The organism is Psychrobacter sp. ASPA161_9 (genome assembly GCF_051970275.1).
GTDB lineage: Bacteria > Pseudomonadota > Gammaproteobacteria > Pseudomonadales > Moraxellaceae > Psychrobacter.
Window position 1 is genome coordinate 543,599 of sequence record NZ_JBEFNI010000001.1, and the last position, 15,206, is coordinate 558,804.

General features: G+C 40.1%; 14 protein-coding genes. 10 read left to right on the top strand and 4 right to left on the bottom strand.

Annotated features, from left to right (window positions below; translation table 11 throughout):
* The first annotated feature begins 45 nt into the window (after nucleotides 1-45).
* Both fis and purH read left to right on the top strand, forming a co-directional pair.
* A complete protein-coding gene (gene fis, locus ACTQ9S_RS02045; RefSeq protein WP_068039245.1) occupies nucleotides 46-303 on the top strand; it encodes a DNA-binding transcriptional regulator Fis in 258 nt (85 codons plus the stop codon).
* Nucleotides 304-647: 344 nt separating this feature from the next.
* Nucleotides 648-2,228 carry a bifunctional phosphoribosylaminoimidazolecarboxamide formyltransferase/IMP cyclohydrolase gene (purH, locus tag ACTQ9S_RS02050; protein ID WP_068036254.1) on the top strand — a complete coding sequence of 527 codons (1,581 nt, stop codon included), beginning with the start codon at nucleotides 648-650 and terminating at the stop codon, nucleotides 2,226-2,228.
* Nucleotides 2,229-2,428: 200 nt separating this feature from the next.
* On the opposite strand, the gene ACTQ9S_RS02055 is transcribed toward purH, so the two are convergent.
* Both ACTQ9S_RS02055 and ACTQ9S_RS02060 read right to left on the bottom strand, forming a co-directional pair.
* Nucleotides 2,429-4,303: a SurA N-terminal domain-containing protein gene (locus tag ACTQ9S_RS02055; protein ID WP_068036256.1), complete on the bottom strand. Its 1,875-nt coding sequence runs from the start codon at nucleotides 4,301-4,303 to the stop codon at nucleotides 2,429-2,431.
* Nucleotides 4,304-4,612: 309 nt separating this feature from the next.
* Nucleotides 4,613-4,885, bottom strand: coding sequence for an HU family DNA-binding protein (locus ACTQ9S_RS02060; RefSeq protein ID WP_025653024.1), 273 nt, complete (start codon nucleotides 4,883-4,885; stop codon nucleotides 4,613-4,615).
* Between the two features lie 698 nt (nucleotides 4,886-5,583).
* Here ACTQ9S_RS02060 and ACTQ9S_RS02065 point away from each other — a divergent pair.
* From ACTQ9S_RS02065 to fdx, 8 genes are all read left to right on the top strand, one after another.
* The gene (locus tag ACTQ9S_RS02065; RefSeq protein WP_440453519.1) at nucleotides 5,584-6,228 is read left to right on the top strand and encodes a hypothetical protein; all 645 of its coding nucleotides are present in this window, start codon (nucleotides 5,584-5,586) and stop codon (nucleotides 6,226-6,228) included.
* A gap of 409 nt (nucleotides 6,229-6,637) precedes the next feature.
* Nucleotides 6,638-7,147, top strand: coding sequence for an Rrf2 family transcriptional regulator (locus ACTQ9S_RS02070; RefSeq protein ID WP_068036260.1), 510 nt, complete (start codon nucleotides 6,638-6,640; stop codon nucleotides 7,145-7,147).
* Nucleotides 7,144-8,370 carry an IscS subfamily cysteine desulfurase gene (locus tag ACTQ9S_RS02075; protein WP_440453521.1) on the top strand — a complete coding sequence of 409 codons (1,227 nt, stop codon included), beginning with the start codon at nucleotides 7,144-7,146 and terminating at the stop codon, nucleotides 8,368-8,370. Before ACTQ9S_RS02070 ends, ACTQ9S_RS02075 begins: the two co-directional genes overlap by 4 nt.
* A 163-nt stretch (nucleotides 8,371-8,533) precedes the next feature.
* Nucleotides 8,534-8,944: a Fe-S cluster assembly scaffold IscU gene (gene iscU, locus ACTQ9S_RS02080; protein ID WP_350656530.1), complete on the top strand. Its 411-nt coding sequence runs from the start codon at nucleotides 8,534-8,536 to the stop codon at nucleotides 8,942-8,944.
* Nucleotides 8,945-9,239: 295 nt separating this feature from the next.
* Complete coding sequence (iscA, locus tag ACTQ9S_RS02085; protein WP_025653020.1) at nucleotides 9,240-9,560, top strand: iron-sulfur cluster assembly protein IscA; 321 nt, start codon at nucleotides 9,240-9,242, stop codon at nucleotides 9,558-9,560.
* 130 nt (nucleotides 9,561-9,690) lie between these two features.
* A complete protein-coding gene (hscB, locus tag ACTQ9S_RS02090; protein ID WP_068036267.1) occupies nucleotides 9,691-10,272 on the top strand; it encodes a Fe-S protein assembly co-chaperone HscB in 582 nt (193 codons plus the stop codon).
* Nucleotides 10,273-10,522: 250 nt separating this feature from the next.
* The gene (gene hscA / locus ACTQ9S_RS02095; protein WP_068036269.1) at nucleotides 10,523-12,403 is read left to right on the top strand and encodes a Fe-S protein assembly chaperone HscA; all 1,881 of its coding nucleotides are present in this window, start codon (nucleotides 10,523-10,525) and stop codon (nucleotides 12,401-12,403) included.
* 109 nt (nucleotides 12,404-12,512) lie between these two features.
* Nucleotides 12,513-12,851 (top strand): ISC system 2Fe-2S type ferredoxin, encoded by a 339-nt coding sequence (gene fdx, locus ACTQ9S_RS02100; protein WP_350656532.1) that lies wholly within the window; start codon nucleotides 12,513-12,515, stop codon nucleotides 12,849-12,851.
* A gap of 131 nt (nucleotides 12,852-12,982) precedes the next feature.
* Here fdx and ACTQ9S_RS02105 read toward each other — a convergent pair whose 3' ends face one another.
* Both ACTQ9S_RS02105 and ACTQ9S_RS02110 read right to left on the bottom strand, forming a co-directional pair.
* The gene (locus tag ACTQ9S_RS02105) at nucleotides 12,983-14,383 is read right to left on the bottom strand and encodes an adenylate/guanylate cyclase domain-containing protein (RefSeq protein ID WP_440453523.1); all 1,401 of its coding nucleotides are present in this window, start codon (nucleotides 14,381-14,383) and stop codon (nucleotides 12,983-12,985) included.
* A gap of 324 nt (nucleotides 14,384-14,707) precedes the next feature.
* Nucleotides 14,708-15,139, bottom strand: a complete 432-nt coding sequence (locus ACTQ9S_RS02110; protein WP_440453525.1) for an HIT domain-containing protein — start codon at nucleotides 15,137-15,139, stop codon at nucleotides 14,708-14,710.
* Between the last annotated feature and the right edge of the window lie 67 nt (nucleotides 15,140-15,206).

A 15,206-nucleotide genomic window follows, 5' to 3' on the forward strand; every position in this document is an offset into this window, starting at 1 on the left:
CCAACCACTGATACACAGAATCGTTTGGATAGCGCAGACAATCATATGCACAGTGATACGACACTTACTCCAGCGAATGCGCCTTTACGTGTGCATGTTGAACGCGTAGTACGTGAGTATTTTGCGGCCTTGGATGATGAAATGCCAACCGACTTTTACGAGCTCATCTTAAAAGAAGTAGAACTCCCCCTACTAACTGTAGTACTTGAGCAAACTCGTGGAAATCAAACCAAATGCGCTCAAATTTTGGGCCTTAATCGTGGCACACTACGCAAAAAACTTAAAATCTACGATTTAATGTAGTTGATTGTATAGAAATTAGTATTTATGCTCTAAAATGATATTGAGTTTTGTGTAAATTGGTCAGATGTTTTATCATAGGCATCGTGATTTTTGAAGCTCTATCCATTCAATGCTAGTCATGCCTAAGTAATGCATAGCTAGCTGCGAACATTAAGCTCTAAACACTGAAACTTAATTATTAAGCTTACAACAGTTATTAAGCTTACAACAGTTATTAAGCTTACAACATTAAGCTTTATCATTATTGTGCATGGCAACTCATAGATTAGACGTAACTCTATCTGTGACTGCCACTACTATCTTGCCGGACGTTTGTGTCGGGCTTTTTTTATGGAATCGTTTTTATGGCTACCAAACCGCTTGCTCTACTCTCAGTCTCTGATAAGTCCAATATCGTAGAATTTGCTCAGGGGCTTATTCAGTCAGGATTTGACTTACTATCCACTGGCGGTACTTATCGTTTGCTCAAAGAGCATAATGTGGCCGTGACTGAAGTATCAGATTATACTGGTTTCCCTGAAATGATGGATGGCCGTGTCAAAACGCTACACCCAAAGATTCATGGTGGTATTTTAGGTCGCCGTGGTACAGATGATGCGATTATGAGTTCGCATAGTATTGATCGTATCGATTTGGTCGTGGTTAACCTTTATCCATTTGCTGAAACAATTGCTCGTGCTGATGTCACTATGAACGATGCTATTGAAAACATCGATATTGGTGGTCCGACTATGGTACGTTCTGCTGCTAAGAACCATGCCCACGTAGGTATTGTTACTGATCCAGCCGATTATGAACGAGTACTTGTAGCCTTAGGTAATGGCACAGAACTGACAACGGCCTTACGCTATGACTTAGCGGTTAAAGCGTTTGAACATACGGCACAATACGATGGGATGATTGCTAACTTTTTGGGTAGTCGTGTCAATGAAACTCAACAGCCAGAGAATTTTTCAAGAACGTTTAATGTGCAGCTTGAAAAAGCACAAGACCTACGCTATGGCGAAAACCCACATCAAAATGCTGCTTTTTATATAGAAAGCCAACCTTCAAAAAGTAAGCAAGCTTCTATAGCAACGGCCGAGCAATTACAAGGCAAAGCATTATCTTATAATAATATCGCCGATACTGATGCTGCCCTTGAATGCGTCAAAGCATTTAGTGCACCTGCTTGCGTAATCGTCAAGCACGCTAACCCTTGCGGTGTCGCCATTGATAACGACCAAGTAGCGGCTTATCAAACTGCTTTTAGCACGGATCCTGAATCTTCTTTCGGTGGCATTATTGCCTTTAACCGCCCATTAACACTTGCCGCAGCAAAAGCCATTATTGACAATCAATTCGTAGAAGTTATTATTGCGCCAAGTATTGAAGCAGGTGTACTTGAAGCGACTGCGACTAAGAAAAACGTACGCGTCTTAGTTTGCGGTGAACTACCAGCACCAGATCAGCGCGACATCCAACTTGACTATAAGCGCGTCAACGGTGGCCTGTTGGTACAAGAACAGGATCTCGGTTTGATCACTGCTAATGATTTGAAAATCGTCACTGACGTACAACCAACTGAAGCACAAATTGCTGATCTGTTATTTAGTTGGAACGTAGCAAAATACGTCAAATCCAACGCTATCGTTTATGCTAAAGGTCAGCGCACTATTGGTGTTGGCGCAGGTCAAATGAGCCGGGTAAACTCAGCACGTATCGCTGCTATCAAAGCTGAGCATGCTGGATTAGCAACTGAAGGTGCTGTTATGGCCTCAGATGCCTTCTTCCCGTTCCGTGATGGCATAGATAACGCTGCTGCAGTAGGGATTTCTGCTATCATCCAGCCAGGTGGCTCTATGCGTGATGATGAAACCATTGCTGCAGCAAATGAGCATGGTATTGCTATGGTATTTACGGGTATGCGCCATTTCCGTCATTAAAACTTTCATGTACAAAATGCTAAAGCAGTATTAATAGCAGCACTTCATATAAGTACTGCTATTAATTGATATATATAAAACTATCAAAAATATGGCTCATTAAAAAAGCCACTGTAGCAATACAGTGGCTTTTTTATTCAAGAATTTTTATACATTTTTTTGGTTACTTATTAATAGCTCAACAGAAAGCAATGGCACTATTACTGACCTTGTGCCCCTGCCATGTTAGCTTCGTTAATTTCAACCTTATATACCAGACGTAGATAATCTAAGTAATCTTGCAGCTGATCTTGACCTAAATTATCACGGATAATTGAGGCTGTTTGCGCTTTTTCTAGATCAGACAACTGCGATTGGCGTTCAGTCTCGATACGATCGCCAACCAGCACACTAGCACCTACCTCAGTCTCACTTGCCAGCGCTACAACCCCGTTCTCAGAGGCTTGCTTACTAAATGCTAAACTACGCTCCTTTTCGGTCAGTAACGTTGTTTGACGATTAACCTGACCGAGTGCCTGAAAACCTACTGCTTGCTTATTGATATCAGCCACGGTTTTAATCCCAGCAGCCAACTGCTTAGCATCTTTAAGAGCCATAGCACTGGCTTTTTGCTGACGCAGCCTTTTGGTAATAATTGGAGTTGCAGCTGCCAAGGTAAGAGTTTGAGTTGGACGATAGTTGCTTGGTTGCACCCATGCCGTTCCGCTACCTACTTCAATACCTGCCGTTACTGCTTGATCTTGGATAGTAAACTCATCAAAGGCTTGCTTGATGACAGCAGGTTGCGGCAACACTGACGTATTATTGTTCTTACGATAATCTTTAATACGTTTTAACGCTACGTTTTCTTGCTGAGCGATATCTTCGATACTAAAACCATCTGCTGCCAAATCATTAATTGCTGTTACTTTATCAGCATAAATTGATTGACGCTTATATTCCTTTGCCTTAGCTGTTAACTCTTCACGCATACTATCTAGGCTTGGTATTTTACTACCATTGTCTTCTGTTACCGTAAATATCTGATAACCGAAATTGGTTTTAATAGGGGCAGTAACGTCACCTACACTTAAGCCTTGCAGCGCTGTTTCAACGGCAGCAGCATCATTACCAAATACTGATGGATTGAAAAGTCCAATATCACCGCCAGTAGCGCCTGATGGATCATCTGACTCTGTTTTGGCCAATGCTGCGAATGATTCACCTTTATCAAGACGCGCTTTGATTTTATCAGCACGCGTCTTAGCGTCATTACCAGTAACTAGAATCTGACTTAGCTTGCGCTCATCAACCACAGCAAGCCCTTGCTTATAGCCTTCATATTGCTGCTGCAGATCTTCTTCTGTAACTTGATCGACCTTAATCGTCGCAGGGCTTAACTGAATATACGCCAAATCAACCATGGCATCGCTCTTTAGCGTCTCTTTATTAGCATCATAATAAGCTTGGATATCATTTTTGCTAAGCTTAACTTTCTGCTGATAATCTTGCCAATTAAAACGATGTAGCCAGATATTGCGTGATTCTAGCTGTAGATCAATCAGCTGATTCACTGCTTTCATAGGATAGATAGCAGTACCAACGATACTCGCATTAAGCTGATCTAGGCTTAACTGATTGCGAAATTCAGCAAACAGCTGGTCTTTAGTCATGCCGCGTTGACGTAAAAAGTTCGAAAACTGATCGTTAGAGAATTCGCCGTTTTCATCTTTAAAAGCGTCCTCTTGACGCAACAGACGATTGATCGTGTCATCAGATACAGTCATACCTAGCTTACCAGCTTGCTGCTCAAGTAAGGTGCGGTCAATCAATCCTTTTAGCACTTGCTCATGTAACACATCTTCATTTAATAAGCTTGCGTCATCAATTTGGTCTAAAATCTCAGAGCGTCGATTGTTTACTGCATTTTGATACTCTGACAAACCCACACTTGCCTCACCTACTTGGGCTATTTGATTGGGGTCAACATTGCCCTGAAAGTAGCTCTCGATGCCTAATAAAGCGAGTGGCGATAGGCATAGAATCAATAAAATGCGACCAGGCCAGCTTTTCAAAAAATCGCGCAATTTATCCATAGTTATTTCTACTTTTTAACCTATATTGATGAAGAACCATTGCAACGATGTCAGCGATATGTGGACAGACAATGGCATGATAAATGATGTCAATGTTATTTGATGCTTGTAAAAACCGTAACTTGATAAAGCAATAGCGTTACGCGCGCCCTATGATACGTGAATTTTAGTCTAGACTCAAAATATTCCAAGCATCTGCTATACAAATTTTAGCGATAAAAAAAGCACCTCTATATAAAGGTGCTTTTTATTGCTTGTTTTACTGTCTAAAGTTAAACAGCAAATTTATACTAACAAGCTAAGATTGGCTTAGTTTAAGCGCTCTTTTAAGTTTTTACCGGCTTTAAAGCTTGGTACTTTGCTTGCAGGGATACTTAGCTCTTCACCTGTCTTAGGATTACGGCCAGTGCGTGCTTTACGGTCTTTTACGCTAAACGTACCAAAACCAACTAGTGAGATACTTTCACCAGCTTCTAGAGCTTCACCAACGCTTTCCATAACGGCGTTCAATGCATCACCAGCTTGGGTTTTGTTTAGGCCGCTTTTGTCTGCAATGCTATCAATTAATTCTGACTTATTCATACAATTTCCTTCAAGTTTAAGGGCTGAAATAAACGCTAACGTCAGGCATTGTATCGCTCTCATACGATTTAAGCAATAAAAACCACTTTTGACGCTTTTATTTACGGGTTGCGCGTTGTTAACGTCTTTATATCAAGGCAACATAAGGAGCGCAAGCGATTTTACATTTTTTTGCCTGCGAAACTACGTATTTGACACCTAACGTTACGCAAATCACCTGTAACTTGTCATTTGTCCCACAGATACTGCTCAAAAACATCGCATAATGCATATTCGTTTTTTAGGTTACTAAGATATATTTTACGTCAGAGAACATATAGTTTATTTAAAAAAACCATTAATTTTAGCGAAATCAATGATTTTTCAATCAAAATTAGCGATTAAAGTCTATATTATGAAGAGACAATTGATAATATCTTTTTACTAGCCAGTGTTCGCTACTTCAGCTGGCTTTGTTCATATTTGTAGTACAGTAGAGCTTTGACTTACAAAAACTCTAGGTATAGAAAACGGGCTTTATCGCAATAATTTGCTAACTGACATAGGTATACGTTACTTTTTATGATGAAAACGTTATGATAGCCATCACATAATATGCTATAAAAACCAAATTATAATTAATGTTGTATTTGCAGTTATTCACTGCTTCTCATATTTTATGTTTACTTTTAATTTGCCCAATAAAATGGATTACTTACATGAAGCGTTCTACGTTGTCTCACTCTCTTCTCAACATTATCCTAGTGTTCACTGAGTCAGCATTGACCTTGCTGTTACGCTTAGATCCTGAGCTACGTAAAGCCGCTTACCCGCTTGCTAAACAGGGCACTGTTATCTGTCTACGCTTGTATTTGCCTCATGTAGAGATTTTTGCAACTTTTAGCTATAAAGGTGTGTTGCTAGATGCCAATCTACCTGTTGGTCGTAGTGAGCCTGACGTTATTATTAACGCGTATAGCATTCAAGTTTTAAGTGCTTTAACCTCACACGACAGCGAAACGACTGAAAAACTGCAAATGCGTGGTGAGCTTATTCAGGTTCAACTGGTTAAACAATTTATTACTCAGCTAGGTTTGGGTGGCTTAATTCAAGGGATCCTTAAGAAGTTTAAAGGTGGCAATGCAAAGCAAAAACCTAGCGCTGATGAAATGGAAGAAAAAAAGAACAACTATAAACTACGTATTGCAGAACAACAGACTCAAATTAATACGCTGACCATAAAAAATCGCGAATTTGAAACTACAGTGAAAGAGCTACAGAGTAGGCAAAAGACACTTACTATTATCACAATTGCTTCAGTTATTATGGCGATTGTTGCTGTTATCACGTTGCTAATGAACTAACCTTCGGGGTTTACCTTTGTTTTTACAAGAACGCTCAACGAAGTCATCGAACTGTCATTGAGCGTTTTTTTTACCCCTAGCCTTTACTACCACTCATTAGCGCTTTTCCACTTCGTTGCCGCTTTATTTAGCCAATTACTTTTATTAATAGTGGTGATAGGTAAGATTAACCATTCTATGACATTTCAATCTTGACTAAATTACTCAGGATTAAGTATAATGACTTTATCGCAGCACACATCGGGTTAACCATCTGTTGTTTAATAGCGATGACGTTTGACTTAGTATACTTAATATCTGTATTGCACAAATAATCTTGCATGATTTAGATCACTCATGATTTAGAGTACTAAAGATACTAAGCTCGTTATTGAATTTGGCTTATAACTGATTAGCTTGGAGATATTTTATGCGTTTAACTACTCGAGGCAGGTATGCCGTTACCGCGTTATTAGATTTGGCGTTACAGACCAGTCAACAAGACAGCGCTGTATCCTTATCTGACATTGCAAAACGGCAATCGATATCTATCTCATATCTTGAACAGTTATTCTCCAAACTACGTAAACGCGGTTTAGTTACTAGTATTCGTGGTGCTGCAGGCGGTTATCATTTAGCCAAACCCCTAGATGAGATAGATGTAATGAGTATTATATCTGCCGTTGACGAGTCGGTTAATGCCATGCAGTGTGAAGGACGTGGTGACTGCCAAGGTGGTACAATGTGCCTAACCCATGATTTATGGTGTGCACTGTCCAATCATATTGAGCAGTACTTGAAAAATATAACATTGGCGCAATTATTAGATATGGAAAATGTGCAATCAGTATCAGAGCGTCAGCAAAACTCTACTAAAGAGATTTCCATAAAAGACATTAATACTATTACCCTATCGACCAGCGAGGCAAACCCAGCATGAGCCAACATAACAACCTTATATACTTAGATTATGCCGCCACCACGCCAGTTGCTAAATCAGTAGCCGCTAAAATGAGCGAATATCTGACTGTAGACGGCATCTTTGGTAACCCAGCCTCGCGCTCACATGGCTATGGCTGGCAAGCAGAAGAAGCAGTCGAAACTGCTCGTCAGCAAGTTGCTGATGTTATCAATGCTGATCCGCGCGAAATCGTCTTTACTTCAGGTGCGACAGAATCTGACAACCTAGCGATTAAAGGTGCTGCGCATTTTTATCAGTCTCGTGGTAAGCATATTATCACCAGCAAAATCGAGCATAAAGCCGTACTGGACACTTGTCGCGAACTTGAGCAAGAAGGCTTTGAGATTACTTATCTTGAGCCACAACCAAGTACTGGTCTTATTTTGCCAGAGCAAGTTAAAGAAGCGCTACGCGATGACACGATTTTAGTATCATTGATGATGGTAAACAACGAGCTTGGCACAATTACTGATGTAGCTACTATTGGTGAAATAACCCGTAAAGCTGGTGTTATCTTCCATGTCGATGGCGCACAGTCTGTTGGTAAAGTTCTTATTAACATTCAAGAGATGAAAATCGACTTGATGAGTTTTTCAGGCCATAAAGCATACGGTCCTAAAGGTATCGGTGCCTTGTTCGTCAGTCGTAAGCCACGTGTTCGCCTAAAAGCAGAGCAACATGGCGGTGGTCATGAGCGCGGTATGCGTTCAGGTACACTACCAACGCATCAAATTGTTGGCCTTGGTGCTGCATTTGCCTTAGCCAATGAGCGTTATGAAGAAGATAATGCTCATGCAGCAAAATTGCGTCAGAAACTATGGGACGGTCTACAAGATATCGAAGAGATTTACCTAAATGGTGATCTTGAGCACAGTGTGCCTAATATTGTAAACATCAGCTTTAACTTTGTTGAAGGTGAATCACTCATGATGTCGCTAAAAGACTTAGCCGTCTCATCAGGTTCAGCCTGTACTTCAGCGACACTTGAGCCATCTTACGTATTACGTGCTATCGGTCGCCCAGACGAATTAGCACATAGCTCGATTCGCTTTAGCTTTGGTCGTTATACGACTGAAGAAGATATCGATACTGTTATCAAGCAAATGCATGAAGCGGTTGACAAATTACGTGCCCTATCACCACTTTGGGATATGTATCAAGAAGGTGTTGATTTAGATTCAGTCGAATGGGCTGAGCACTAAAACCAAAAAACGATATGGTTATAGACCATAGCCATTAAACGATTGATCAGACAATTATAAATATAGTTTTTATTAACTAAATGTTTGACCCCAATTATCGATGAGTAGTTAGACATTTAAAGTCAGTAATTGACTACTCATCATCTAACTAGGAGAAAACCCCATGGCCTATAGTGACCAAGTTATTGATCATTACGAAAATCCACGCAACGTCGGCAATCTTGATAAAAATGCCAAAAACGTTGGAACTGGTATGGTTGGTGCCCCAGCTTGTGGCGATGTAATGCGTCTACAAATCCAAGTTGATGATAATGGTATCATTGAAGATGCACGCTTTAAAACTTATGGCTGTGGTTCAGCGATTGCTTCAAGCTCACTTGTTACTGAGTGGCTTAAAGGCAAAAGTCTAGACCAAGCTGGCGAAATCAAAAACAACCATATCGCTGAAGAGCTTGCATTACCACCAGTAAAAGTGCATTGCTCTGTACTTGCAGAAGATGCTATTAAAGCTGCTATCAGTGACTATAAAGGTAAACATGGCGCTGCAGCAGTGACAGAAGAAGCGACTAGCTAAGCCTATTAGCGTGAGTATTGTATTTTTAAGTACACTATCTTAATAGTCATACTTTAGTAGCAGTACATTGAACAGCTACTAATGCTAAAGAGGTGACAATAACGCTTATGTAATTGTCACCTTTTATTTTCTAGCAGTTATTAACCAGAAGTTATTAAAATGTTATTTCGGCAATCTTGCTATCCTAGTTGCCCATTTATACAGAATTTTATTTATATTCATTATTGATAGTTTCTTATTAAACAGTTTTTTATTAAATTAATATCTTTATTATTGATAGTCAATGGGAGTTGGCATGATTGAAATGACAGAACGCGCCGCTCAGCATGTTCGAGATTTTTTGGACAATCGCGGTAAAGGCGAAGGTATTCGAGTTGGTATCCGTACAGCGGGTTGCTCAGGATTAGCTTACGTTTTAGAGTTTGTAGATACGCCTGATGAAAATGACACGCGCTATGAAAGTCGTGACGTCAGTATCTTTATTGATCCTAAAAGTTTGGTGTATTTAGATGGCTTGTTGATGGATTACGAAAAAGAAGGTTTAAACGAAGGCTTTAAGTTTACTAACCCGAATCAGAAAGGTGAATGTGGTTGCGGTGAATCCTTTACAGTCTAAGGTCTCAACGCTTGTGAGTTTAATAGTAGACAGTAGTGAGCGATTAACTCAGTATTACGAACCAATCCGTAAAAAAGTCCTCAACTAGACAAAGTTTTGAAAAAACAAATAAAAATGCAAGGCGTATGATATGACAGACATTACAGCAGAAGCACAGTTTAATAACTTCTTTGCTCTATTTGAGCAGCCTGTACAATTTGAAGTCAATCAAGACAGTCTCGATCAGCGTCTACGTCTGCTACAAAAACGTTATCACCCTGATAATGTCGCAAAAAACTTGTCAGATACGGCACAAGCGCAACAGCAGTCTGAGCAAGCTTCAGCGTTGATTAATCAAGCTTATCAAACGCTAAGTACGCCTGATAGTCGTGCTAGCTATTTGTTAGATATGGCAGATCAAGCACAAAATCTAGAGCATTCAATCGCAGACTTAGACTTCTTAGAAGATGCTATGCAGATGCGTATTGATTTAGATGAAGCGATTGAAGATAAAGATCTTGCGACCCTACAGCAACTACATCCGCAGATTACGCAGCGTCTCGCTAAACAGTCTGAGCGTTTTAGCACTGCATACCAAAGTCAAGACTGGCAAACGGCGATCGATGCGACGCAAAAGCTGAAGTTCTTAGTAAAGCTAAATGCTGACGTTACTACTGGTCTTGATGAAGTAGTAACTGCTGAACATTCAGATGACGATGATTTGTACGTTTAAATAGCCGATTTATAAGCTTTATGACTTAGTTTATTTATAAGTGCTTTTAACATATGAACCTCATTTAAAAGCAGTATTCCAAAATGATAGTTAAAATAGTACCAACGATACCGTATAATCTCTTATTTTAAGCACTCTTAACCGCCACCCTCCTCTAATTTGAAAGCGGGATTGCAGCGGTTAAACTATAATAGTGTATATTTTTTTATTTGCTCCATTTCACTTATTCATTTTATCTCTGAGTTATCTTATGTCTTTATTGCAAATTGCCGAACCCAATCAAAGCGCCCAACCTCACCAGCATCGTTTTGGTCTAGGAATCGATCTTGGTACCACGCGCTCATTGGTCGCTGTGGTACGCTCAGGCAAGGCGCAAGTCTTAGAAGCAGGCGCAGCCAATGACACTTTACTACCTTCTGTCGTCTACTATCCAAGCACAGGCAACCCATTAGTCGGCTATGATGCCCTAGCACACTTAGCGGATGATCCAAAAAATACGATCGTCTCGGCTAAGCGCTTTATGGGTCGTAGCCAAGCTGATATCAAATTCTCCCACCCTTATGAATTGAGTGGCAATAAAGACGATATGCCTGCATTCGTTACTGCTCAAGGGGAAGTATCGCCTGTTGAAGTATCAGCGCGGATATTGGCAACGCTTGAGCAACGCGCCACCACTGCATTACCTGCAGACAGTATTGAAGGTGCGGTAATTACCGTTCCTGCTTACTTTGATGAAGCTCAGCGTCAAGCGACTAAAGATGCGGCGCAAGCGGCTGGTATCAATGTACTGCGTCTATTAAATGAGCCGACCGCCGCAGCCGTTGCCTATGGTCTCGATCAGCCTACACAAGATAGTAATAAAGAAAGCTATTACTTAATTTATGATTTGGGTGGTGGTACTTTTGACGTTTCTATCTTAAAGCTAAATGATGGCGTCTTCGAAGTATTGGCAACTGGTGGTAATAGTGCATTAGGTGGTGATGATATTGACCGTCTAATGACTAATTGGCTTATCAAGCAATTACACATCGATCCTACAGACGTGAGCCGTCATGACAAGTCGATACTGGCACAACAAGCCAAAGCTTATAAGCAAGCGCTGACTGATGCTGAACAAGTCGATATCGATATCACTGTCAATGAGCAGTCTTATCAAGGCGTGTTACGCCGTGAAGACTTGCTGGCTATTGCAGAGCCCGTTAGCCGCCGCACGATAAGTGTCTGTGAACAAGTACTGCGTGATGCCAAGCTATCTACTTCGGACTTAGATGAAGTTATCTTAGTCGGTGGCTCTACCCGTATGCCTGCTGTACAGCAAGTAGTGACTGAGTTTTTTGCTAAAGAGCCGCTTTGCCGTCTAAACCCAGATGAAGTGGTGGCTTTAGGTGCTGCCCAAACCGCACATCAATTGGTCAACGGTGATAGTGACAATAACTTATTACTGTTAGACGTAACGCCGTTATCGCTCGGTCTTGAGACCATGGGTGGTCTGGTTGAGGTACTGATTCCACGCAATACGCCTATTCCTGTCAAAAAACGCCAAGTGTTTACCACCTATCAAGATGGTCAAACAGGCATGGTGATTCATGTGGTACAGGGCGAGCGCGAAACAGTTGATAACTGTCGTTCACTAGGACGCTTTGAGCTATACGGTATTCCACCAATGAAAGCTGGATTTGCACGTATTGAGGTAACCTTTAGTATTGATGCCAACGGACAGCTAACAGTCAGTGCTCAAGAAACCACTACCAAGACAGAAAGTAAGATTGAGATTGTACCTTCTTATGGACTATCAGATGAGCAAAAAGAGCAGCTACTAGTGGCAGGATTTAAATACGCGGAAGCAGATAAAAATGCGCGCTCTTTAATTGAGACCAAAGTAGAAGCTGAGCGTGAAGTGCTTGCTTTACAATCTGCGCTCAAAGAATTCGCAGCCCTACTAACAACTGATGAACAGCAATCATTAGCTGAGCAAATACAAGCACTACAAACAACACTTAGTACAGATGACTTGCCACTTATTGAGGCACAGCAAGCAAAGCTCAAGCCACATAGTGATTCCTTTGCTGCTCGTATTATGAATCAAAGCGTTAAAGCCAGCATGGCAGGTACTAGTGCCAAAGATTGGTAGTAGATACGTTTAATAATACATACGCCTGAAAATATATATTAGCGACTGTACTAAGCTAACCTCTTATATCTTTCATTTTTTTAATTGATTAGCATTGGAAAGACAATTTATGCCAAAGATTACCGTACTACCGCATCATGAAATTTGCCCTGAAGGCACTGAAGTCGAATTAGAAGCTGGCAGCAATTTATGCAAAGCGCTATTGGAAAAAGGCATTAAGATTGAGCATGCTTGTGAGATGTCAAAAGCCTGCACCACCTGTCATGTGGTAGTCCGTAAAGGCTTTACCAGCTTAGATGAGATGGATGATATCGAAGCCGATTTACTTGATCGTGCTTGGGGATTAGAGCCTGACTCACGCCTATCTTGTCAGGTTATGCTTGAAGATGAAGACTTAACCATTGAGATACCTAAATATACGCTCAACCATGCAAAAGAAAATCATTAAGCGCTACGCTATCAGCAAGTACTATTTGCTGCAATAAAAAGCCAGCTATTACACTGTAATAGCTGGCTTTTTATTTGTTTTAGATTCAAATGCCCTTTACTTATAAGGTTTTTAAATTAGTGTTTACTACTCTATTTACCCTTTCCCTCTTTATCAGGAGCCATTATCTTTTCTTCTTTTTCGATACGTTCAAGGGCAAAATTTAATTTGTTTTTAATCTCTTTGTAGTCGTAATTTTGCATGTCTTTGAAGTTTAGATGTAAATTAAAACCTGGTAGCGTATGGTCTACCCACTTAGATAAGCGGCCTTTATTAGCGTCAGGGTCTAAAACCTGCCACGCATTGATGCTACTATCGAAACCTTTTAGTTGATAAGTGCCAGCGTATTCGCATTCATAATCATGGCAAACATAATCATAAGTTCTTTGACTAATAAGAATATCTCCCTTTCCTGCTATCGACTCAAGACGAGATGCAAGGTTAGCCTCTTTACCAATAATGGTATAACTCATGCGATTATTACTACCAAAATTCCCCACATGACAGTAACCAGTAGTAATACCAATACGCACATATAGACCTTCAAAACCCATCAAGCGCCATTCCTGTCGCAAACTACGCATTTCACGGCGCATATCAATTGCCATAGCCACGCAGTCCAATGCATCTTGCCGTGTCCCTCGACTATTAGGCTCACCAAAGAAACATACCATGCCATCACCAACAAACTTATCCAGCATCGCACCGTGTCTGTTAGCAATGATAGTCATACATTTCATATAAGTATTTAAAATATCAGCTAAGTTGTCAGAGCTTAAGCTATCAGACAGCTCAGTAAACCCAGCAATGTCCGAAAACATAATAGTCAGCTTGGCGCGTTTGTTGTTCACATGTACGACACTATCTGATTTTACAATCGGTTGCCAAACTTGTGGAGGTATAAAACGGGTCAATTTACTGATGACTGATACCATCGTATTCAGTCGCCCTTTCGCTTGCTTTGCAGTTTTTTTATGATTTAAGTATTTATGATATACGTTCCAGAATTGCCAGAATATAGTAACAATGCTAGCTAGCAATATGGTCGGTGATAATAAACCTTCATTGCAATCCATCACCTCACGACTTAAAGTAATACTGACGTAATAGAACATCATGGCCGTAATGGCAGATATCATAATCAGTTTAAGTCGATTCTCAGGATCACTTAAGATAATTCGAATGCCAATCAATAGAGTAAGACTGAGCGATAATACTGTGCAGAACTGCATACTTCCAATGACTGTTGATAATAGCACTACGACAATATTAGAAGTCCAAAATCTTGGCTGATGCTGATAGTTATAAATTAGAATCATCAGGCTTGGCAGGCATACGATAGCTAATAGCGCCATCGAGGTAGAATCAAATTCAAAATGTACAGCGACAAGTACGACAGTGAGTAGCAAGACCAATATTTCTGGATAGTCAAAACGAGAGACTTCGTTATTCTCTGATGAAGTCGGTGATTTTAATCTAACAGAAAAAGACATACTTGATGTTCACTTAGGTTAAAGGAAGTGAAAAACATGAGCAATTTAGACTCAGAATTCATTTTTAGTTAGTAAAATAATAGGAGATATAATTACATATATTATAAGGATATAACCCAATATAATATATGTAATTAATAACTAAAAAGACACTATCTATCTTCAATTGCTCTACAATTTTAGCAATATCGATAAATAGTGTCTAAAATATAACAACGTACAATAGAAATCATATAATAACGTATGACAGAAATGAATGGCAAAAGGTAAGTAGCATGAAACTGAACCATCTAATAACCAAAATATTCAACCGTTAAGTATTAATTACATTTGCCAATCGAACGGCATCTGATGATGTCCTCGCAATGCAATCATTAAAGTCTGTTGCATTTGAGCCAATACTTCTTTTGTGTACGGTATTGCAGGCACACCCCATACTGGATTTGGCCACTGCATATCGTTTTGGTAGCGTACTATGTGATGAAAATGCAACTGTGGTATTTGGTTGCCAAGTGCCGCGACATTCATCTTATCGGCTTGGAACGTTTTAGCAAGTTGGCTTGATAACCAACTTGATTCACGTAAAAACTGCGTTTGATCCGACTCAGATAATTCATACAATTCTTTGATACCTGACACACGAGGCACCAAAATCAGCCAAGGAAACTGACAGTCATTAATCAAACGACATGTCGATAGTGGAAAATCACCCACTAAAAAACTATCGGCAGCAAGCTTAGGATGTAGTTGGAACATAATGACGGCTTCTCTTGTTATAAAACATCAATGAAATAAGTTAATAAATATAATGGCGCTATTTTAT

Excerpts from the sequence above, each read along its gene's own strand:
- hscB (WP_068036267.1), top strand. The coding sequence starts at position 9,691 with ATGACAGACATTACAGCAGAAGCACAGTTTAATAACTTCTTTGCTCTA.
- ACTQ9S_RS02055 (WP_068036256.1), bottom strand. The coding sequence starts at position 4,303 with ATGGATAAATTGCGCGATTTTTTGAAAAGCTGGCCTGGTCGCATTTTA.
- hscA (WP_068036269.1), top strand. The coding sequence starts at position 10,523 with ATGTCTTTATTGCAAATTGCCGAACCCAATCAAAGCGCCCAACCTCAC.
- iscA (WP_025653020.1), top strand. The coding sequence starts at position 9,240 with ATGATTGAAATGACAGAACGCGCCGCTCAGCATGTTCGAGATTTTTTG.
- ACTQ9S_RS02065 (WP_440453519.1), top strand. The coding sequence starts at position 5,584 with ATGAAGCGTTCTACGTTGTCTCACTCTCTTCTCAACATTATCCTAGTG.
- fis (WP_068039245.1), top strand. The coding sequence starts at position 46 with ATGCACAGTGATACGACACTTACTCCAGCGAATGCGCCTTTACGTGTG.
- iscU (WP_350656530.1), top strand. The coding sequence starts at position 8,534 with ATGGCCTATAGTGACCAAGTTATTGATCATTACGAAAATCCACGCAAC.
- ACTQ9S_RS02110 (WP_440453525.1), bottom strand. The coding sequence starts at position 15,139 with ATGTTCCAACTACATCCTAAGCTTGCTGCCGATAGTTTTTTAGTGGGT.
- ACTQ9S_RS02060 (WP_025653024.1), bottom strand. The coding sequence starts at position 4,885 with ATGAATAAGTCAGAATTAATTGATAGCATTGCAGACAAAAGCGGCCTA.
- ACTQ9S_RS02075 (WP_440453521.1), top strand. The coding sequence starts at position 7,144 with ATGAGCCAACATAACAACCTTATATACTTAGATTATGCCGCCACCACG.
- fdx (WP_350656532.1), top strand. The coding sequence starts at position 12,513 with ATGCCAAAGATTACCGTACTACCGCATCATGAAATTTGCCCTGAAGGC.
- ACTQ9S_RS02105 (WP_440453523.1), bottom strand. The coding sequence starts at position 14,383 with ATGTCTTTTTCTGTTAGATTAAAATCACCGACTTCATCAGAGAATAAC.
- ACTQ9S_RS02070 (WP_068036260.1), top strand. The coding sequence starts at position 6,638 with ATGCGTTTAACTACTCGAGGCAGGTATGCCGTTACCGCGTTATTAGAT.
- purH (WP_068036254.1), top strand. The coding sequence starts at position 648 with ATGGCTACCAAACCGCTTGCTCTACTCTCAGTCTCTGATAAGTCCAAT.